Source organism: Thalassobaculum sp. OXR-137 (assembly GCF_034377285.1).
GTDB lineage: Bacteria > Pseudomonadota > Alphaproteobacteria > Thalassobaculales > Thalassobaculaceae > Thalassobaculum.
The window spans coordinates 3,147,508-3,165,733 of the sequence record NZ_CP139715.1 but is presented as its reverse complement, the minus strand read 5'-3'; the positions used below and the strand labels follow the sequence as shown (position 1 = coordinate 3,165,733).

Annotated in this window: 20 protein-coding genes; 8 read left to right on the top strand and 12 right to left on the bottom strand. The window is 66.4% G+C overall.

The window, feature by feature from the left end; all coding sequences use genetic code 11:
* Positions 1–180: 180 nt before the first annotated feature.
* The 6 genes from T8K17_RS14935 to T8K17_RS14910 form a co-directional block, all read right to left on the bottom strand.
* The gene (locus T8K17_RS14935) at positions 181–948 is read right to left on the bottom strand and encodes a hypothetical protein (protein WP_322330532.1); all 768 of its coding nucleotides are present in this window, start codon (positions 946–948) and stop codon (positions 181–183) included.
* Positions 945–1,457 carry a hypothetical protein gene (locus tag T8K17_RS14930; RefSeq protein ID WP_322330531.1) on the bottom strand — a complete coding sequence of 171 codons (513 nt, stop codon included), beginning with the start codon at positions 1,455–1,457 and terminating at the stop codon, positions 945–947. The genes T8K17_RS14935 and T8K17_RS14930 overlap by 4 nt, the downstream gene beginning before the upstream one ends.
* A 144-nt stretch (positions 1,458–1,601) precedes the next feature.
* Complete coding sequence (locus T8K17_RS14925; RefSeq protein WP_322330530.1) at positions 1,602–1,961, bottom strand: metalloregulator ArsR/SmtB family transcription factor; 360 nt, start codon at positions 1,959–1,961, stop codon at positions 1,602–1,604.
* The gene (locus T8K17_RS14920) at positions 1,945–2,412 is read right to left on the bottom strand and encodes an SRPBCC family protein (RefSeq protein WP_322330529.1); all 468 of its coding nucleotides are present in this window, start codon (positions 2,410–2,412) and stop codon (positions 1,945–1,947) included. Before T8K17_RS14920 ends, T8K17_RS14925 begins: the two co-directional genes overlap by 17 nt.
* A gap of 89 nt (positions 2,413–2,501) precedes the next feature.
* Entirely contained in the window at positions 2,502–3,353 is an 852-nt protein-coding gene (locus T8K17_RS14915; protein ID WP_322330528.1) for an alpha/beta hydrolase, read from the bottom strand.
* A 2-nt stretch (positions 3,354–3,355) separates the two neighbouring features.
* A complete protein-coding gene (locus tag T8K17_RS14910; RefSeq protein ID WP_322330527.1) occupies positions 3,356–3,769 on the bottom strand; it encodes a hypothetical protein in 414 nt (137 codons plus the stop codon).
* 195 nt (positions 3,770–3,964) lie between these two features.
* On the opposite strand from T8K17_RS14910, the gene T8K17_RS14905 reads away from it, so the two are divergent.
* On the top strand, positions 3,965–5,632 hold the full coding sequence (locus T8K17_RS14905) for an ATP-binding protein (protein ID WP_322330526.1): 1,668 nt from the start codon (positions 3,965–3,967) through the stop codon (positions 5,630–5,632).
* Positions 5,633–5,641: 9 nt separating this feature from the next.
* Here the strand turns inward: T8K17_RS14905 and lysA are convergent, their stop codons facing one another.
* The gene (lysA, locus tag T8K17_RS14900) at positions 5,642–6,925 is read right to left on the bottom strand and encodes a diaminopimelate decarboxylase (RefSeq protein ID WP_322330525.1); all 1,284 of its coding nucleotides are present in this window, start codon (positions 6,923–6,925) and stop codon (positions 5,642–5,644) included.
* A gap of 74 nt (positions 6,926–6,999) precedes the next feature.
* Positions 7,000–8,316 (bottom strand): cyclopropane-fatty-acyl-phospholipid synthase family protein, encoded by a 1,317-nt coding sequence (locus T8K17_RS14895; protein ID WP_322330524.1) that lies wholly within the window; start codon positions 8,314–8,316, stop codon positions 7,000–7,002.
* Positions 8,317–8,416: 100 nt separating this feature from the next.
* On the opposite strand from T8K17_RS14895, the gene T8K17_RS14890 reads away from it, so the two are divergent.
* Positions 8,417–9,406, top strand: coding sequence for an aldo/keto reductase (locus T8K17_RS14890; protein WP_322330523.1), 990 nt, complete (start codon positions 8,417–8,419; stop codon positions 9,404–9,406).
* Positions 9,407–9,427: 21 nt separating this feature from the next.
* On the opposite strand, the gene T8K17_RS14885 is transcribed toward T8K17_RS14890, so the two are convergent.
* On the bottom strand, positions 9,428–9,682 hold the full coding sequence (locus T8K17_RS14885) for a hypothetical protein (RefSeq protein ID WP_322330522.1): 255 nt from the start codon (positions 9,680–9,682) through the stop codon (positions 9,428–9,430).
* A gap of 110 nt (positions 9,683–9,792) precedes the next feature.
* On the opposite strand from T8K17_RS14885, the gene mnmC reads away from it, so the two are divergent.
* Both mnmC and T8K17_RS14875 read left to right on the top strand, forming a co-directional pair.
* Positions 9,793–11,778, top strand: coding sequence for a bifunctional tRNA (5-methylaminomethyl-2-thiouridine)(34)-methyltransferase MnmD/FAD-dependent 5-carboxymethylaminomethyl-2-thiouridine(34) oxidoreductase MnmC (gene mnmC, locus T8K17_RS14880; RefSeq protein ID WP_322330521.1), 1,986 nt, complete (start codon positions 9,793–9,795; stop codon positions 11,776–11,778).
* Positions 11,779–11,819: 41 nt separating this feature from the next.
* A complete protein-coding gene (locus tag T8K17_RS14875) occupies positions 11,820–12,209 on the top strand; it encodes a VOC family protein (RefSeq protein WP_322330520.1) in 390 nt (129 codons plus the stop codon).
* A gap of 9 nt (positions 12,210–12,218) precedes the next feature.
* Here T8K17_RS14875 and T8K17_RS14870 read toward each other — a convergent pair whose 3' ends face one another.
* Complete coding sequence (locus T8K17_RS14870; protein WP_322330519.1) at positions 12,219–12,731, bottom strand: PAS domain-containing protein; 513 nt, start codon at positions 12,729–12,731, stop codon at positions 12,219–12,221.
* A 90-nt stretch (positions 12,732–12,821) separates the two neighbouring features.
* Between T8K17_RS14870 and T8K17_RS14865 the strand changes: the two genes are divergently transcribed.
* Positions 12,822–14,216 (top strand): amidase, encoded by a 1,395-nt coding sequence (locus T8K17_RS14865; protein ID WP_322330518.1) that lies wholly within the window; start codon positions 12,822–12,824, stop codon positions 14,214–14,216.
* Between the two features lie 6 nt (positions 14,217–14,222).
* Here T8K17_RS14865 and T8K17_RS14860 read toward each other — a convergent pair whose 3' ends face one another.
* Complete coding sequence (locus T8K17_RS14860; RefSeq protein WP_322330517.1) at positions 14,223–14,837, bottom strand: DUF2459 domain-containing protein; 615 nt, start codon at positions 14,835–14,837, stop codon at positions 14,223–14,225.
* A 48-nt stretch (positions 14,838–14,885) separates the two neighbouring features.
* Here T8K17_RS14860 and T8K17_RS14855 point away from each other — a divergent pair, with 48 nt between their 5' ends.
* The 3 genes from T8K17_RS14855 (at position 14,886) to T8K17_RS14845 (ending at position 16,661) form a co-directional block, all read left to right on the top strand.
* Positions 14,886–15,458, top strand: a complete 573-nt coding sequence (locus T8K17_RS14855; protein WP_322330516.1) for a chloramphenicol phosphotransferase CPT family protein — start codon at positions 14,886–14,888, stop codon at positions 15,456–15,458.
* 97 nt (positions 15,459–15,555) lie between these two features.
* On the top strand, positions 15,556–16,032 hold the full coding sequence (locus T8K17_RS14850; protein ID WP_322330515.1) for a glycine zipper 2TM domain-containing protein: 477 nt from the start codon (positions 15,556–15,558) through the stop codon (positions 16,030–16,032).
* The gene (locus tag T8K17_RS14845; RefSeq protein ID WP_322330514.1) at positions 16,017–16,661 is read left to right on the top strand and encodes a hypothetical protein; all 645 of its coding nucleotides are present in this window, start codon (positions 16,017–16,019) and stop codon (positions 16,659–16,661) included. Before T8K17_RS14850 ends, T8K17_RS14845 begins: the two co-directional genes overlap by 16 nt.
* A gap of 12 nt (positions 16,662–16,673) precedes the next feature.
* On the opposite strand, the gene T8K17_RS14840 is transcribed toward T8K17_RS14845, so the two are convergent.
* The gene (locus tag T8K17_RS14840) at positions 16,674–18,125 is read right to left on the bottom strand and encodes a D-aminoacylase (protein ID WP_322330513.1); all 1,452 of its coding nucleotides are present in this window, start codon (positions 18,123–18,125) and stop codon (positions 16,674–16,676) included.
* Between the last annotated feature and the right edge of the window lie 101 nt (positions 18,126–18,226).

Below are 18,226 nucleotides of genomic sequence, written 5' to 3'. Positions count from 1 at the left end.
CGGTGGAATCTGGTGCCGATCCTTGGCGGTCGTGTCAGGAGTGACAGTCCAGCGGGAATCTTGCTGCGGCCGCTTTTGGCGCGGCCTGCCCCTATTTGAGCGCCCCGGGGGGCGGGAATGCAAGGGAGGGAGTTTCCTAAAATCCAATACTGCTGAACATGCTCTAACCAGCACAAACTATCACGCGGCCTCGACTAATCGCTTATACGCAGCAGTAGATGCTTCTCTATCAATGACATTTGCCGACTGCGAAAGCAGTTCGAGATAAGTTCCCATTTCCGACTTGTTACGGACAACTGCAACGCGCTCAGGAGGTGTCTCCAAACGAGCTATGTCGCTGAATTTCATAGAAGCGTGGGCTATCGAATTATGATGGTTCGCCACAAAATCAAAAACAGAGCCACGCCTTGAGGCAGTAACAAGCGTACTCACATGATGCTTAGTATTTGATGCACCAATTACTTCTGCATCCTTTTGCACGTTATCCTTTTTAAAAACGCCCACCAGAGTATTGTATAGCCTCTCAACTTCATCTTTAGTTTTTCTCTCCGCCATGCGAAGCGCAGAGACGTGTACTGCTTCTTGGCTACAATTTGAAACAGCTATGATCGCTCCTGGTAATTGTGCACGTACCACATGCACCACGAAAAACGCATGATGGTCGAAACCGACTCCAGCGGCCTCTGCGATCAATCGAGCATGGCGGGCAAACATATGCGTTCCACCCATCAACTCAGCTTCATTGTATCCAGTACCGAAGTCTGAAATCGTAAATCTCTCCGGCCCCCCATCGACGCGCACGACCACATTGGCGCCACTCGGGTATAGGAGTGGCGTCTGTATGTATGAGCTGTCAGGTCTATGCTGGGTGCTGACGAGCTTGCTTGCCGCATCCTCGACAATTTTCCTGAACTGCTCGATATCCCGTTGAGCAACAACGGTATTCACAGCAGCGTCGCCTCCCACGGCGGTGGAACCACAACATGTATATTGTTGATTCTAAATTTTTCCCCCACCAAAGCAAGCACCTCCTCAAAGGAGGCTGGATCAGGATCTACCGGGATCGAAATTGGCAGTTCCCCCCGGCGAACTCTCTTCGCCTGCGCTCTCCAATTGACATCGAATAGATGGTGGTGAGTGCCCTGCTGCTGAAAATGCTGCAATTCTGGAGGCCCTATCCCTTTGTTATTATGGCCTTTTAAGGGACGCCATTCCAGCCGCTCAAACGCGCCACCTTTGACGTTGCTGCGCGGAGGTAGATACTCCAGCTGGAAGGTCACACACTCCTGAGGCAACCGCACAAACGCTGTAGATCGAAATCTCAGCCCTTCAATTGTAATTCCGTCTATATCTAAAGCACTCACTAACGTAAGACGCTCAGCGTCACGGAACTCCCATTTCGGTGTTCCGGGTATGACTTTGTAAGCTGCTGCGATTTCGGGCAGTTCCACCGGCATGCGGCAATCAAACCACAACCAAGAATTTTAGGCGATCAAATCTCCACTAGATCAAAACGGGAACATCTGCGCTTTACTGATTGAGGGCCGCTCGGCTCATATTCAATAGCTCTTCAAATATCCGCCGACACACAGGTGTAGCCCTCACCCCTCCACAAACCCCTTCAGCCGCTCGATCGCCTCGTCCCATTGCCGCGAGGCGGTGTCCAGGTAGCGGCGGGCGTCGGCCAGGCTTTCCTGGCGCACGGAAAAGCGGCTTTCGCGGCCGACGCGGCTGCGGGCGACCACGCCCGCCTGTTCCAGCACGCCCAGATGCTTGGCCACCCCCTGGCGGGTCAGGCCGGTGCCCTCGGTCAGTTCCACCAGCGACCGGGGGCTGCCCTCGCAGAGGCGGGACAGCAGGGCCAGCCGGGTCCCGTCGCCCAAGGCCGCGAAGACCCGCGCGGCCCGGTCCCGGTCCGGCTGGGACGGGCGCCGCGGTGCCGGATCAGGTGCCGACGGCATCGACATAGGCCTTCAGGTTCTCCGCCTGCATCTCCCAGCCCCTGGTGTTGCCGCGCAGGATCTCCAGTCGGCGCGGGTCGGGGATCGCCTCGAAGCCGCTCTCGGTGATGGTCAGCCGCGTGCCCTCCCCGGCACCACCCGGCAGCGGCTCCAACCGGAATTCGACCAGGGTGGCGGGCTCGTCGGTCAGCGTGCTGCCGTCGTCCCCGTCGGCGTGATGCCAGCGGAAGGAGAACAGGCGCTGCGGCTCCATCCGCTCCACAGTGGCGAACCAGGGCATGTGCTCGTAGCCGGGATAGGTCATCTGCCCGGTGGAGTCCGCCCCCGGCACGAAGGGCTGGTCGAGCCGAACCCGGAACCATTCCCCGAACTTCACGTGATCGGTCAGTGCCTCCCACACTCGGGAGACGGGGGCCTTCAGATCCACCTGCTTGACGATGCGATCGGTCATATCGGCAACCTCCTGGTTGCCTTTAAGATATACATCCGGCGCCAATACGCAACCGTTCAGTTGCGTATTGGCGCTCGTCAGGCGCGCCCTCACCCGGCGGCGCGGATCTTCTCCAGCACCGGCAGGATGTAGTCGCGGAACACGGCCGGGTTCTCGCTCATGGGGAAGTGGCCGCATTCCTTCATGATCACCGCCTCGGCCCCGTCGATGGCGGCGGCCGTGCGCTCGGTATCCTCCGGGGTGCAGGAATAGTCGTACTCGCCGGTCAGCAGGTAGAGCGGACAGCGGCCGGTGTCGATCAAGTGGGTACGGTCGCGGTAGTCGCTGTCCTCGCGGTAGAAGTAGAGGTCGCCTTTGAAGATCCCCGGCCCGCTCTGCATGTAGCCCCACAGGGTCTCCCAGCGGTACTCGTCCGGCGATTGCGGTGCGACCAGGCCGGAGACCATGGCGGCGCAGACCTCGCCGCCATGGACGTCGCCGCGGTGCAGCCAGTTGGTGTCGTACCAGGAGGTCTGGTGGTCGGCGCATTCGACCCCGATCAGGGCGCGGAACTTGTCGGCGTGATGGGCGCCCAGGTTCAGCACGATGCGCCCGCCCATGGAGCAGCCGATGACGGCGGGGCGGTCGAGCTCCATGGCGTCGGCCACGGCGAGGATGGCGTCGGTATAGAGGTCGGAGGTCAGCCGGTACTCCTCCTCGTGGAAGCCGACCGGCGGGTTCGACTTGCCGTGCCACGGCAGGTCGAAGGCGATGACGCGGAATGTCGACGTGATCTCCGGGTCGGTCATCATGTGGCGGTACTGGCGGCCGTCGGACCCGGCGGTGTGCAGGCAGAGCAGCGGGATACCCTGACCGGCCTCCTCGATATAGACGCGGCAGGCGCGGCCGCCGATCTCGATGGTCGCATAGCGGCCGACGATCGGTTCGTACTGAATCGCCATGCTCAGGCCCTCCCGGCCGCCGGTTCGGCGGGTTTTGCGTTACGTCTGGGTAACGCCAATACCTCCTTCACATAACGTAGATGTGCCATGAGCGGCTGCAGGTCGCCCTCCAGACGGGCGACGCCGAGCCGGGTCATGGCGATCACGTCGTGGTATCCGGGGGCCGGCATCGGCTCCCAGTGGCGGGCCCAGGCAGAGGCCTCGGCCTTGATGGCGAAGCGCCAGGCGCGCATGCGGAACGGCCCGGTCTCGACCGCTTCGACCCGGCCCTCGTGCACCCGGATATGCACCGGCACGTCGTCGGCCTGGACCAGGAACTCGCCGCTCAGGGTCCGGCCGCGGCGGATCAGGTTGCTGTTTTCATTGGCCATTTGTGGCAGGCGCTCGAGGATGCGCGCGATCTCTTCGCCGGTCATTTCCGTCCCTTCGCGTTCTTGGTCGTTGTTGGCGGCAGCATAGCCATCCGCCCGTCCGGCCGGAAGCCGCCGAGAGTGTTGGGTGCCGAGCGGTGATGAAAAATTAACCAGACCCGGTATTCAATCGGCTCCCCGCGTCGCACCCGGACGGGATCGTCTTTCCAGCCACCATGGGGCATTCTGGCAGGCCAACCGATGCAGAACGCCTTGATCATGACCGACGATGCGGGACCCGGCCGGACCGACCGAGCGCGACTGCTGCGCTACGCGATCCGTCGGGTGGCGGTGGCCGCCGTGCTGGGACTGGCCTGCGCCCTGCTGGTCGAGTTCGTCCTCGCCGATATGGCCCGCCGCAACGCCGAGAACCGGGCCCGCGAGGACCTGAACCTGCTGCGCGCCTCGCTGCAGCAGATCCTCAGCCGCGACGTCCAGCTCATCCGCGGCATGGTCGGCTATGTCCGCGCCCGACCCAACATGACGCCTGAGGAATTCGACCTGATCGCCCAGGATATCCTGGAGGGCGCGCCGAAGCACATCCGCAACCTGGCGCTGGCCAAGGACCTCGTCGTCTCCCACATGTACCCGTTCGCCGGGAACGAGCAGGCGGTCGGCCTCGACTACCGACGCAACGAGAGCCAGTGGCCGGAAGTGAAAAAGGTGATCGACGAGCAGCGGATCGTCGTGGCCGGCCCGCTCGCCCTCGTCCAGGGCGGCATCGGCCTGATCGCCCGCTTCCCGATCTTCCTGCGGGCGGACGCGAACGGGTCCCGTAAGCTCTGGGGCATCGCCTCCACCGTCATCGACTTCACCGGGCTGCTGGAGCATGCCGGCTACGACCGCTTCGCCGAGACCTATCACCTGGCATTGTCCGGGCGAAACGGCGAGCTGGAGAACGCGGAGATCATCTGGGGCGAACCGGGGATCCGGGCGCTGGAGCCGATCAGCCTGGACGTGGTGATCCCGACCGGATCGTGGCGGATCCTGGCGACCCCGCGGGAAGGCTGGCCGAATTTCACCAGCTACCTCTACATCACCGTGCCGGTCCTGATCCTCCTGATCGCCGCCTACGCGGCGCTGTGCGTAGCCCGGTTCCGGCGCGACGAGGAGCTGAACAAGGCCAGCCAGGACGTCCTGGTGGCCCTGCGGCGGGCCGAGGAAGCCAGTGCTGCGAAGTCCACCTTCCTGGCGGTGATGAGCCACGAATTGCGCACGCCGCTGAACGCCATCATCGGCTTCAGCGAACTGCTGGAAAACAGCCCGCGCAACAGCCGGGTGTGGGACCGGGCGGTCGAGTATGTGGGCGACATCCGGCAGAGCGGCCGGTTCCTGCTGTCGATCATCGACGACATCCTGGACCTGTCGCGGATCGAGAGCGGCAGCCGACCGGCGTCGATCGAGCATGTGGACGTCGTGCCGCTGATGCTGGAGACCGCGAACCGGCTGCGGGTCGAGTTCGAGAATAGCGGCGTGGCCCTGTCGGTGATGGCCGAAAAGGAGGAGATGGTCGCGCTGGCAGACCGTCGCGCGGTGATCCAGATCCTCGCCAACCTGCTGAACAACGCCCTGAAATACGCCGGCACGGCCGCCAACGTGCAGGTCTCGGCGACGCTCACCGGGGACGGCCGGCTGGCCCTCTCGGTGTCCGACGACGGCATGGGGATCCCCTCCGAGAAGCTGGAGGAGATCATGAAACCGTTCGTCCAGCTTTCGTCGTCCTACGCCCGCGCGGCCGGCGGCGTCGGGCTCGGCCTCACCATCTGCCAGTCGCTTGCCCGGACCATGAACGGCACGCTGTCGGTCGAAAGCCGGGTGAACGAGGGGACGACCGTCCGCCTCACCCTGCCGCTCAGCCCCGCCGCCTGACCGGAGCGGTCAGGCCAGGTCCAAGGTCTCGCCGGTTTCCAGGGCGAGCAGTTCTTCCATCGTCTGCCGCCGCCGGGCCAGGCGGACCTGCGCGCCGTCGATCACGATCTCGGGGATCAGCGGCCGGGAATTGTAGTTCGACGACATCGCCGCACCGTAAGCGCCGGCATCGGCGAAGACGCAGAAATCCCCCACCGCCGGCAGGGGCAGGCCGCGGAACTCCACGACCCCGCCATCGCCCTGGGTGAAGACGTCCCCGGACTCGCAGAGCGGGCCGGCGACAGCGACCGGATGGGCCACCCCCGTCACCGGAACCCCTGCGGCATCCACGAAGCCGATGCGGTGATAGCTGCCGTACATCGCCGGCCGGGCCAGATCGTTGAAACCGGCGTCCACGACCACGAAAAAGCGGTCCGCCACCTTCTTGACCGCGCGCACCTCGGCCACGAGACAGCCGGCCGCCGCAACCAGGAAGCGGCCCGGCTCGATCTCCATCTCCACCGGCGAGCCCTGGTGCTGCTGGATCGCCAGCCGGGCGGAGTCCCACTGCCTGACGTAATGCTCGGTGTCGATCTCGCTGCCGCCGTCATGATACGGCACGGAGAGCCCGCCGCCGGCGGAGACCGCCTTCACCGGCATGCCGAGCGCGCGGTAGGCCTCGATCATGGCGTCGCCCACCCGTTCCAGATGGCCGTAATCGACGCCCGAGCCGATATGCATGTGCAGGCCGACCAGGTCGAGCCCGGCCGCCTCGATCCGCGGGCCGAGAGCGGGAAGCTCCTCGTGCCAGATGCCGTGCTTGGAGAACGGGCCGCCGGTATTGGTCTTGTTGCTGTGACCATGGCCGAAGCCGGGATTGATCCGCAGCCAGATCTTGTGGCCGGGGCTGACCGTGGCGATCTGGTCGATCATGTCGGGCGAGCCGCAATTGACCGGGATGCCGAGCTCGGCCACCCGCTCCAGGGTCGGCCGGTCGAAGATGTCGGCGGTGAAGACCAACTCGTCCCCGCCCGCCTGATAGCCCGCCGCCAGCGCCCGGGCGATCTCGCCGTTGGAGACCGCGTCGATCTTCACACCATTGCGGCGCATCACGCGCAGCAGGTCGAGATTGCTGCTGGCCTTCTGGGCGTAACGGATGGTGTCGAAGCCGCGCAGACGGGCGATCTGGCTCTCGATCCGGGCGGCGTCATACAGCCAGAACGGGGTCCCGACCTTCGCGGCCAGCGCGGTGATGAGGGCGCCGTCGCGCTCGCCGGTTCCCAGGCGGGTCGAAATGTCGGAAGCAGCGGCCATGGATCCCCCAAAAAAAACGCCGCCGTCCAGGGTCCGGACGGCGGCGTATCACATGCCGGGAAATCCCTGAAACATCAAGCCCGCCTGGGCTCCTCCGTCTCCTGCGGCGCGTCCGGCGTCGGCGTCCTCCGCACCATGCCGGCACCGGCAACCTGACGGAGCGTCGTCGCGCCCCGCCCCCGCCAGCGCCGCTCGAAATCGGCGATGTAGTCGCGGGTCTGGGGCACGGCATAGAGGTTCTTGGCGAGCTGGATCTGGAAGACCATCAACGAGCCGTGCCGGAACGCGGTCTCGCAGGCGGTCAGATAGAACTCCCACATTCGGTAGAAGCGCTCGTCGTACATCGCGACGATCCGTTCCTTCTCCTCGGCGCAACTCAGCCGCCAGCGGTTCAGCGTTTCCGCATAATGCTGGCGCAGGATCTCCACGTCCGTGGTGTACAGCCGGGTCTGCTCGATGGCGGTGAACTGCTGGCGCAGGGAGGGCGTGTAGGCGCCGGGGAAGATGTATTTCTCCATCCACTGGTTCTGCGGCTCCGGCCGGTTGAAGACGCCGACCGAGTGGACCACGGCGATGCCGTCGGGGCGCAGCAGTCGGTTCACCTGACCGTAGAACTCGTCATAGTGCCGCGGCCCCACATGCTCCAGCATGCCGACCGACACGATGCGGTCGAACTGATCCTCGACCTCGCGGTAGTCCTTCAGATGGAACCGGACCCGGTCCGCCACGCCGGCCTCCTCGGCTCGGCGGTTGGAGACCGCGTGCTGTTCGCGGGACAGGGTGACGCCGTCGACCTGCAGGTCGTCGACGAGACTGGCCAGGAACAGGCCGAGACCGCCCCAGCCCGACCCGATATCGAGCACCCGCTGACCCGACTTGAGGTTCAGCTTGGCGGCCAGGTGCAGCTTCTTGTTCCACTGGGCCGTTTCCAGGTCGTCGTCCGGGTTCAGGAAATAGGCGCAGCTGTACTGGCGATCGCTGTCGAGGAAGAGGTCGAACAGCTCGTCGCTCAGGTCGTAGTGATGGGCAACCTTGCCCTGGGCCAGATGTACCGGGTTCCAGTTCCGGATCGCCGCCCGGATGCCGCGGATCCCGGCCAACAGCTTGCGCATGGTGCCTTCGCGCACGCTGCCGATATTGACCATACAGAGATCGAGAAAATCGTAGAGCGTGCTGTCCTCTTCGAGGACGAGGCCACCATTCATGTAGCCCTCGCCGATCGCCAGCTCGGGATTGAGCATCAACCGGCGGTCGAGACTTCGGTCGAGGATCCTGACCGTGGCCCGCGGGCCATCGGCGGATCCGTAGCATTCGTGACGGTTACCATCGGGATCGATCAACGTAAGATGACCGATGGATATCAACTGGCGGAACGCGAGTGCAGAGAGCATGGTCGCCACCCCCTGTTCGTTTCGTCTGTGACCGCACGAATGCGATCACCCTTAACCATATTAAGGATAATACAGTAAGGATTTCCAGGGAGAGAAGCAGATGAACACGCGTCAGTTGGGTAAAACACACCTCCAGATATCGGAGATGGTATTCGGCGGCGGTTGGGTCGGCGGCATTCTGATCCATCAGGACGACGAGATAAAAAGGGCGGCGATCCGCCGGGCGATCGACGCCGGGATCAACTGGATCGACACCGCCGGCGACTACGGCCAGGGACAATCTGAGATCGCGCTGGGCTGGCTGCTGGCCGAACTTGACCAGGCGGAACGGCCCCACGTGTCGACCAAGGTCCGCCTCGACCTGGAAAGCGGCGAGGACCACAAGAGCCAGATCCGGCGCGGTATCGAGCAGAGCCTCGACCGCCTGCGCCTGGACAAGGTCAGCCTGTTCCAGCTCCACAACCCGGTCGAACCCCAGGCCACCGGCCAGCATGTGGGCGTGGAGGACGTGATCGGCGACGGCGGGATCGCCGACATCCTGGACGACCTGCGCAGCGAGGGGCTCACCGACCACGTCGGTTTCACCGCACTGGGCGACCCGGCCTCCTGCATCAGGGTGGTGGAAAGCGGCAAGGTCGCCACCGCCCAAGTCTATTACAACATGCTGAACCCGACGGCGGCCGCCGCCGAACCGATCGAGGGCCTGGATGCCCAGGACTTCTCGGGCCTGATGGCGGCCTGTCGGCGGCACGAGGTCGGCATCATGAACATCCGCGTCTTCGCCGCCGGCGTGCTGGCGACCGACGTCCGCCACGGCCGCGAGGTGGCGATCACGCCGGAGAACCGGGATCTGGTGGCGGAAGCCAAACGGGCCCGCGCCGCCATGGAGGCCGCGGGGTCGCCGGGCGAGAGCCGGGCCGAGACGGCGATCCGCTTCTCGCTGGCCAACGAGGACCTGTCCTGCGTCGTCGTCGGATTGGCGGAACTCGAGCATCTGGAGCTGGCGATCAAGGCCGCCGAGGCGGGTCCGCTCGCGGCCGGCAAGCTGTCCAACCTGCGCGACGTCTGGAGCCGGAACTTCGACCTGTAGTGCCGTCGGGGCGACTTGCGGTCAGTCGCCCTGCGGCTTCAGGGTGAATTCGCCCTCGCGGATCCGGTGCGGCCATTCGGCCACCATCTCGGCGACGGTTTCCTCGCCGTAGATGTCGATCATGTCGGTGAGGGCGGCGAAAATCGCCGAGGAGGCGACGATCTCCGACGATGCGCCCTGGGCGACCGCGTCGTCCCAGGCTTCGAGCATGACCCGCAGGGCCAGGCGCTTCTGTTCGTCCTCGGGCAGGATCGGCGGTTGTTGTTCGTCGCTCATGGGTGCCTCCGCTGGCATCGAGGTCCGGGTTTCCGGAGGCTTAGCGCGGCTGCCCCGCCCTGTCACCCGGAACGTGGCGGCGGCGCGTCGGCCGTGGCAGTGTCCCGGCCATGACCGACCCCGCTTCCCCCGCCCCGCTGGCCGCCACCGATCCCGGACTGGAACTGCGCGACGGCGTGCCGGTCTCCAGCCGGTTCGACGACGTGTATTTCTCCCGCGAGGACGGGCTGGCGGAAACAGCCCATGTGTTCCTGGACGGCTGCGGCCTGCCCGGCCTGTGGCGCGACGTGCCGGCCGGCGGGCGGCGGCATGTCACCATCGCCGAGACCGGGTTCGGAACCGGCCTGAACTTCCTGGCGGCCTGGAGCCTCTGGCGCGAGTCGCGGCCGGCGGGCGGCGTACTGCACTATGTGGCGGTCGAGGGCTTTCCGCTCTCCCACCCCCAGCTTTCCGAGGCGCTGTCCGCCTTCCCCCGGCTGGCCGACCTGGCCGGCCGCCTGGCCGAACGATACCCCGACCCGGCAACCGTGGGGCATCACCGGATCTGGTTCGAGGAGGATCGCGTCTGCCTGACCCTGGTGATCGGCGAAGCGGCCGAGGCCCTCGCCGGTCTGGAGGCACGGGCCGATGCCTGGTTCCTCGACGGGTTCGCTCCGGCCAAGAATCCCTCCATGTGGCGGCCGGCCGTGCTGGCCCAGGTGGCGCGGCTGTCCCAGCCCGGCACCAGGCTCGCCAGCTTCACCGCCGCCGGCGCCGTCCGGCGCGGTTTGGCGGAGGTGGGATTCGCGGTGCAGAAACGCCGCGGATTCGGCCGCAAGCGGGATTGCATCATCGGGACATTCGAGGCGCCGGCCGCCGGGTTCGCCGGAGAGCCGTGGTATGCACCGCCTCCCCCTTCGCCGATTGCCCGTGTCGCCGTCATCGGCGCCGGGATCGCCGGCGCCTCGACGGTGCGGGCCCTGGCCCGGCGGGGGATCGAAACGCTCTGGCTCGACCGTCACGGCCGGCTCGCGGCCGAAGCTTCGGGCAACCCGGCCGGGCTGGCGATGGCGCGGCCGACGGCCGACGGCGACATACAGGGCGCCCTGAGCGGTGCCGCCTTCCGCTACGCCGTCGCCCAGGCACGGGCGCTCGACGTGCCGATCGGCGGCGCCGGCGTCCTGGAACTTGCCCCGGACGCCGGTACGCTCAAGCGGTTCGAGACTATGGCAGCGGCCGACCTTCTGGCCCCCATATCCACCTCCCTGGTCGACGCGGCCGAGGCGAGCGAGATCGCTGGGGTCGCCCTCGATAGCCCGGCGCTCTGGCACCGGCGCGGCGGCTGGATCGATCCGGCCGTCTGGACCGCCGCCCTCGCCGGGTCATGGACTCCGGGTCTGGGGGCGGTGGCCCGACTGGAGCCTGTGGCCGACGGCTGGGCGCTGCTGGACCGCGACGGCGTGACCTTGGGTCGTGCGGATGCGGTCGTCCTCGCGGCGGCGAACCTGTCGCCAGGGCTCGCTCCCGCCGCTCCGCTGCCTCTGGAGGCGATCCGCGGCCAGATCACCCGCCTTGCCCCCACACCCGCCAGCGGCCGCCTGCAGAGCTGCATCGCCTTCGGGGGCTATCTCTCGCCGGCGATCGCGGGCGGGCATGTCGCAGGGGCCACCTATACACGGGGCGGGTTCGACCCGTCCGGCTGGCCGGTCCCCGAACAGGACGCGGACGACCGGCGCACGCTCGGCCTGTTTCCCGCAGCATTGACCGCCCTGTTCGAGCCTGCGCCGAGTGTACTGGGAGCCCGCGCCGCAATCCGTGCGGTGACGCCGGACCGCCAGCCCATCGCCGGCCCGCTCTGCGACGCGGCGGCCCTGGTGGCGGCCTACGGCCATCTGCGCTTCGACGCCAGGCGCCTGGAGGGCGGCCCGCCGCCCTTCCTGCCGGGCCTGTTCGCCGTGACCGGTCTCGGATCGCGGGGGCTGGTAACCGCTCCGCTGATGGCCGAACTTGCGGTGGCACAGATGCTGGGGGAACCCTGGCCGGTCGCCCGCGACACGGCCGCGGCCGTCCATCCGAACCGTTTCACCATCCGCGACCTCAAGCGCCGGCGGATATAACCGGGCACGCAGCCGCCGCACCAACGACATAGGAGCCCCGAATGTCCCCGTTCATCATCCAGCAGCAGGTCACGTTCCTGTACACCAGCGACCTCGCCTCGGGATCGGCCTTCCTGCGCGACAAGGTCGGCCTGAAACTGGCACTGAACCAGTTCGACCTCTGCCACATCTACGAGGCGGCGCCGAACGCCTTCCTGGGCGTGTGCACGAACCGGCCGCCGGCCGAGAACCCGGCCGTGACCTATTCCTTTGTGGTGAGCGATGCGGACGCGGCCTACGAGACCCTGAAGAGCCGGGGCGTCGAGTTCGAGGCCCCTCCGGAACTCAGCGAGCGGTTCAATGTCTACTCCGCCTTCTTCCGGGGTCTGGAGAGCTACCGCTTCGAGATCCAGGAGTTCCGCGACCCGAGCTGGCCCAAGCCGATCGGCTGACGGGCGCCGTCAGGCGGCAACGCTCTCTTCGGCGCGATCCGCCTCGGTGGCCCGCTTGCGGATCGAGATGCGCGGATAGATCGCGACCATGGCCCCGGCCACACGATCCGTGGCCGGGTCGCAGAACGGCAGCATCAGCCGTTCGAAGATAACCATCCAGCTGTCGCCGGCGACCTCGAACTCGGCATATTGCGGCGCGCGTTCGGCCATCATGGTCCGGTAGGATTCCTCGACATGGCCGCGCAGGGCGAGGGGCATCTGGTCGAGATAGCGGCCGACCATGTCCTCGCCGAAGACCGGCGTCAGCTCCCGACCCATCTGCAGGAAGCGGATCCGATCGGTACGCTCTTCCACCTCGACGATGACGATATGGCCGAGGAACGGCGCCACATCGACCGGGCACAGCCCGCCGACGGCAGGAATATCGCGGCCATGCCGGCCGTTGCGCCAGAGGGTCAGCAACTGCCAGAGCTCGGTCCGGGTCAGTTGGGAGGTGTCGATGGCCATTGTGATCGCATCCATGAGGGCTGTTCCTGCTCGACACGCTAGCACCGAGATTCATAAGGTTTGGTTGACGCCGCGATGAAGCCTTCGAGCCGAGGAAACGTTCCGATGACCAGCACCGATCTTGCCCTTCTCTCCGCCACCGACCTGCTGCACGGCTTTGCCCGAAAGACGATTTCCCCGGTGGAGGCGACGAAGGCCGCGCTCGACCGGATCGACTCGCTGAACGGCAAGCTGAACGCCTACCGCCTCGTCGATCACGAGTCGGCCCTGGCGAGCGCGAAGGAATCGGAGGCGCGCTGGGCAAAGGGCGAGCCGGTCGGCCTGGTCGACGGCGTGCCGACCTCGATCAAGGACCTGTCGCTGACCGAAGGATGGTCGACCCTGCGCGGCTCCAAGACGGTCAAGGAGGACGGGCCCTGGAACGTGGACGCGCCGTTCGTCGCCCGGCTGAAGGAGCATGGCGCCGTCCTGCTCGGCAAGACGACCACCCCGGAATTCGGGTGGAAGGGCGTCACCGACAGCCCGCTGACCGGCATCACCCGCAATCCCTGGGACCCCACCAAGACGCCGGGCGGCAGCTCCGGCGGAGCGGCGGTGGCGGCGGCGACCGGCATGGGCGCCCTGCACCAGGGCTCCGATGGCGGCGGCTCCATCCGCATGCCGGCGGGCTATACCGGCATTTACGGCATCAAGCCGACCTTCGGCCGCGTCCCGGCCTATCCGGCCTCGCCCTTCGGCTCGGTCGCCCATATCGGCCCGATGACCCGCACGGTCGCCGATTCCGCCCTGATGCTGACGGTGATGAGCGAGCCGGACGCCCGCGACTGGTATGCCGTGCCCTATGAAGGGGCGGACTACCGCAACGCCCTGCGTCCGTCGGTGGCCGGCTGGCGGATCGCCTACAGCCCGGACCTCGGCGGCGCCACCGTGCAGCCGGAAGTCGCCGCCCTGGTGGCCAAGGCCGTGGACGTCTTCCGCGAGCTCGGCGCGATCGTGGAGGAAGTGGAGAGCCCGCTTCCCAACAGCCACGAGATCTTCGCCGCCCACTGGTTCACCGGTGCCGCCAACCTGTTCACCGCCTTCAGCGAGGAGCAGAAGGCCCTGATCGACCCGGGCCTGGTGGAAGTGGCGGAAGCCGGGGCGAAATACTCCCTGCTCGACTATTTCGCCGCGGTGAAGCAGCGCGAGGCCATGGGCACGGCCATGAACGAGTTCCACGAGACCTACGACCTGCTGCTGACCCCGACCCTGCCGCAGCCCGCCTTCGAGGCCGGCCACGAGGTGCCGCCGGGCTCCAACATGAAGCGCTGGACCGAGTGGACGCCGTTCTCCTACCCGTTCAACCTCACCCAGCAGCCGGCCGCCACGATCCCCTGCGGCCGGGTCGGCGGCCTGCCGGTCGGCCTGCAGATCGTCGGTCCGAAATGGGGGGAGGACATGGTCCTCACCGCGTCGGCCGCGTTCGAAGGCGTGATGCCGATCGAGCTGCCGAAACTCTAGACGGGGTCACCGGGCCGCCACCGCGGCCCGCACCCGCTGCGTCACCGTGCTGGCACGGCTGAGATCGGTGTCGATGTCGAGGCCGGCCGCGGCGAACGCGTGTGCCACCCAGGTGTTGCAGGTGTTGGACAGGCTAAACGTCCCCAGCGCGTCATAGAACCAGCTCTGCCGGTACAGTCCGTGCCCCAGTGGCGGGAGCCGCTCGCCCTGGGCCCGCGCGAAGCTGGCCGAGATATGGGCGAGCAGCTTCTGAAAGCTGCCGCCGTCGAGGGGCACGGTGACGATTTCCGCTTTCGGAAAATACCGCTGCGGCGGTGCCGGCAGACCCGCCAGGTGCATCACCGCCGGTGTCTCGATGAAAGCGGCGCTGAAATAGGCGGCGACTGCCGGGTCCGGATCTCGATAGAAGGCGGCGTCGCCCCAGCCGAACTCGATCCACTCGGCATCGGGCAGGTCGGCGATTTCCGGGATGAGATCGGGATCGATATCGGCCCGGCGCATCGCGATGCCGGTGTGCCACCCGATGTTGACGAGATGGACCGTGTGCTCGCCGGCAAAGCCCGGCCGTGCAAACGCAAGAAGACCGACCACCGCGATCAGAAGTATCGTCACCCGGACCATTCGCCCGTCCTACCGCCTGAGCTCCAATGGCCAGAGTGGAGGCGCATCATGACCATCCAGAGGCAGGATATGACCGCCACCGTCATCCTCCTGAACGGCGTCGGCAGCGCCGGGAAATCCTCCCTCTCGCGGGCGTTCCAGGCGATCGCCCGCGAGCCGTTCCTGCATGTGCAGATGGACGCGTTCTTCGACATGCTGCCGTCCGGGCTGATCGGCCATCCGGACGGCGTCCAGTTCATCCCGCTCGAGAGCGACGGACCGCCCGAGGTGGCCGTACGCAGCGGACCGGTCGCCGCAAAGCTGTTCGACGCCATCCCGGTCGCCGTGGCGGCGCTGGCGGCGGCGGGCAACAACGTGATCGTCGACGACGTGATCCTGCGCGACGGCATGGCGGAATACCGTCGGGCGCTCGCCCCCTTCCGCTTCCTGACCGTGGGCGTACATGCACCGCTGGAGGTTCTGGAAGCCCGCGAGGCGGCCCGCGGCGACCGGCGCCTCGGCCTCGCCCGCTGGCAATATCCGCGCGTCCATGCGGGCAGGAGCTACGATCTGGAGATCTACACAGGGTCGCTCTCGCCAGAGGCGGCTGCGGCGACCATCCGCGACGCCTTTGACCTCTGACAGCTCTGCCGCCTTTTCCCCTACCATCCCTTGCGGAACACGCTGGACGGTAGCGACTCCCAGAGCCATGATTTCTTTGGGATCAAGGAGGGGAAGAATGAGCCGGACATCTAAACGTGTGGTAGCCGCGGCCCTGTGCCTGTCGCTCGGCCTATCGGCCTGCCAGTCGACACGCGGCAACAGCGAGACCAGCGGTGCGCTTTTGGGCGCCGGAGCGGGCGCGCTGGCCGGTGCGCAGTTCGGCAGCGGCGAGGGCCGGATCGCCGCCATCCTGATCGGTGCCCTGGTGGGAGCGGTCGCCGGTGCCGCCGTCGGCCGGGAACTGGACGAGGCCGATAGGCTGAAGGCTACGCTCGCCGCCCGCGAAGCGGCAAATTCGGATGATGGCGGCCATATCCCGTGGAAAAGCGACAGCAATGTCGGTGTGCGCGGCTATGCGGAACCGATTTCCCCCGCGAGTGTCGAGGATGGCGATCTCTGCAAGCACGTTCAAAGCGTCTACTACCTCGCCGGCGAAGAGAAGACGGAGACTCAGAAATTCTGTCTGAAGGGCGGCCGATGGGTCGAAGCCTGAGGCGGAGCGCGGCGGCTCTCGCCCTTCTGTCGGCCCTTTTCGCAGAACCAGGCCACGCTGCTGATTTTGACATCACCGAGACTGCCCACGGCACTGTCCTCGCGCTCAACGGTAAGATCGAATCTGGCGATTCGGCGCGGCTGGAACGTCTGCTGAGCCGCACCGTGCTGCTTGAGGCGATCTTGGAATCGCCAGGCGGCGTGATGGTCGAAGGGCTTGAAATCGGTCAGATCCTCCGCAAGGCCAAGGTCGCGACGCGGGTGCGGCGCGGCAGGGAATGCGCCAGCGCCTGCTTCTTTGCCTTTCTCGGCGGTCCCTTACGGGTGGTGGAACCTACCGGCCGGCTCGGCGTCCATATGCACAGCGCGGCGATGAGCCCGGATTATATCGGAAAGCTGAAGCGGATCCTGGTCAGCCGCGACCTGTCGGTCGATGACAGGATCCGGCTGATCGTTCTGCTCAACGAACAGCAATCGGCCATAGCCGCGGGCATGATCGCCCACTATGTGGTGCGTATGGGGGTGTCGATCGAGGTCTTCGACCCGCTCTTCACCACCCATTCGCTAACCATGCATTGGCTGAGCGCCGAAGAAATGCGGCGCTTCAACGTCGTCAATATCGTCGAGTAACCCCGCCCCGGATCACGCCCGGCCCTGCCGCAGCGCCCGGCCGGAGCGTTCGCCGGTGGAGCGGCCCTCGGACCAGACCACGCGGCCATTGACAATCACCGTGTCGATGCCGGCGGCGGGCGTCATCGGGTCCTCGAACGTGGCGCTGTCGATGATGTCGCGGGCGTCGAACACGCAGATGTCGGCGAATTTGCCCTTGGTCACCTCGCCCCGGTCGACCAGGCCGAACTCAGCCGCCGAGAGCGACGTCATGCGGCGGACCGCCTCCTCCAGCGGGAACAGACCCAGGTCTCGGGAGTAGTGGCCGAGAATGCGCGGGAAGGTCCCCCATAGGCGGGGGTGCGGGAATTCATCGTGCGGCAGCCCGTCGGAGCCGAACATCGCCTGCGGATAGGACAGGATGCGCTGCACGTCGTCCTCGTCCATGGAGAAGTAGATCGCGCCGGCCGGCTGCAGCCGCTCCGCCGCCTCGTAGACGTCCACGCCCCATTCGTCGGCGATGTCCTTCAGATCGCGGCCCTTGTGCTCGGGATGCGGCACGGACCAGGTGACCAGTACCCGGTTCGAGAAGGCGATGCTGTCCGGTTTCAGGACGGTGGAGGACGCGTGATAGGGATAGACGTCGAGGCCGATCTTCTGGCTGTGGCGATAGCGCTCGAACAGTTCCAGCGTCTCCTTTGAGCGGCCGAAGTTCTTCTTACCGTGCACCTTGTGGTGGGACACGATCACCGGCACCCCGGCCTCGCGGCCGATGAGGAAGGTCTCCCCCAGGCTCTTCAGGACGTCGTCGCCCTCGTTGCGCATATGGGTGACGTAGCGACCGCCATGGGTCTTCAGCGCCCGGGCAATCTCGATCACCTCCTCGGTCGGCGCCTGCTCGGACGGCGCGTAGAACAGGCCGGTAGACAAGCCGCAGGCGCCGGCATCCAACGACTCCTCCAGCTTGGCCCGCATGGTCTTGATCTCGTCGGCCCGGGCGGCGCGGTAGACGTCCTCCATCGCGCCGACGCGCAGGGTCGAATGGCCGACCAGGAAGGCGGCGTTCACGCTGGCCGGGGCATCGTCGACCGCGCCGAGAAACGCCTCGAACGTCGCGTATTTCCACCACTCCTCGGTGCCGAGCAGGTCGAGCGGCGGCGGCGGGCGGCGGTCCATCACCAGCGGCGCCAGCGAGATGCCGCAATTGCCGACGACGACACTGGTGACGCCCTGGCTGACCTTCATGTCCATGGTCGGCTTGGACAGCAAGGCGCGGTCGTCATGGGTGTGCACGTCGACGAATCCGGGTGCCACGATCCGGCCGGTGACGTCGATCTCCTTGCCGGCCTGGACCTGGGACAGGTCGCCCACGGCCACGATCCGGTCGTCCACGATCGCCACGTCGGCGCGCACCCGCGCGGCGCCGGTCCCGTCGATCACCTCTCCACCGCTGAGCTTCAGGTCGCAGCGTTCCAATCCGGCCATCGTCGTCTCCTCAATCTCGCAAGCTCCGATCGCAGCCCGCCGCCGACGGTAAGTCAAGGCAGGTTCACCGGATGGCGTCGGAGATCGGCCACGGAGCTCCG

Bases quoted from the DNA above. Each gene is read 5' to 3' on its own strand.
- T8K17_RS14930 (WP_322330531.1), bottom strand. From the start codon at position 1,457: ATGCCGGTGGAACTGCCCGAAATCGCAGCAGCTTACAAAGTCATACCC.
- T8K17_RS14925 (WP_322330530.1), bottom strand. From the start codon at position 1,961: ATGCCGTCGGCACCTGATCCGGCACCGCGGCGCCCGTCCCAGCCGGAC.
- T8K17_RS14920 (WP_322330529.1), bottom strand. From the start codon at position 2,412: ATGACCGATCGCATCGTCAAGCAGGTGGATCTGAAGGCCCCCGTCTCC.
- T8K17_RS14915 (WP_322330528.1), bottom strand. From the start codon at position 3,353: ATGGCGATTCAGTACGAACCGATCGTCGGCCGCTATGCGACCATCGAG.
- T8K17_RS14910 (WP_322330527.1), bottom strand. From the start codon at position 3,769: ATGACCGGCGAAGAGATCGCGCGCATCCTCGAGCGCCTGCCACAAATG.
- T8K17_RS14905 (WP_322330526.1), top strand. From the start codon at position 3,965: ATGCAGAACGCCTTGATCATGACCGACGATGCGGGACCCGGCCGGACC.
- lysA (WP_322330525.1), bottom strand. From the start codon at position 6,925: ATGGCCGCTGCTTCCGACATTTCGACCCGCCTGGGAACCGGCGAGCGC.
- T8K17_RS14895 (WP_322330524.1), bottom strand. From the start codon at position 8,316: ATGCTCTCTGCACTCGCGTTCCGCCAGTTGATATCCATCGGTCATCTT.
- T8K17_RS14890 (WP_322330523.1), top strand. From the start codon at position 8,417: ATGAACACGCGTCAGTTGGGTAAAACACACCTCCAGATATCGGAGATG.
- T8K17_RS14885 (WP_322330522.1), bottom strand. From the start codon at position 9,682: ATGAGCGACGAACAACAACCGCCGATCCTGCCCGAGGACGAACAGAAG.
- mnmC (WP_322330521.1), top strand. From the start codon at position 9,793: ATGACCGACCCCGCTTCCCCCGCCCCGCTGGCCGCCACCGATCCCGGA.
- T8K17_RS14875 (WP_322330520.1), top strand. From the start codon at position 11,820: ATGTCCCCGTTCATCATCCAGCAGCAGGTCACGTTCCTGTACACCAGC.
- T8K17_RS14870 (WP_322330519.1), bottom strand. From the start codon at position 12,731: ATGGATGCGATCACAATGGCCATCGACACCTCCCAACTGACCCGGACC.
- T8K17_RS14865 (WP_322330518.1), top strand. From the start codon at position 12,822: ATGACCAGCACCGATCTTGCCCTTCTCTCCGCCACCGACCTGCTGCAC.
- T8K17_RS14860 (WP_322330517.1), bottom strand. From the start codon at position 14,837: ATGGTCCGGGTGACGATACTTCTGATCGCGGTGGTCGGTCTTCTTGCG.
- T8K17_RS14855 (WP_322330516.1), top strand. From the start codon at position 14,886: ATGACCATCCAGAGGCAGGATATGACCGCCACCGTCATCCTCCTGAAC.
- T8K17_RS14850 (WP_322330515.1), top strand. From the start codon at position 15,556: ATGAGCCGGACATCTAAACGTGTGGTAGCCGCGGCCCTGTGCCTGTCG.
- T8K17_RS14845 (WP_322330514.1), top strand. From the start codon at position 16,017: ATGGGTCGAAGCCTGAGGCGGAGCGCGGCGGCTCTCGCCCTTCTGTCG.
- T8K17_RS14840 (WP_322330513.1), bottom strand. From the start codon at position 18,125: ATGGCCGGATTGGAACGCTGCGACCTGAAGCTCAGCGGTGGAGAGGTG.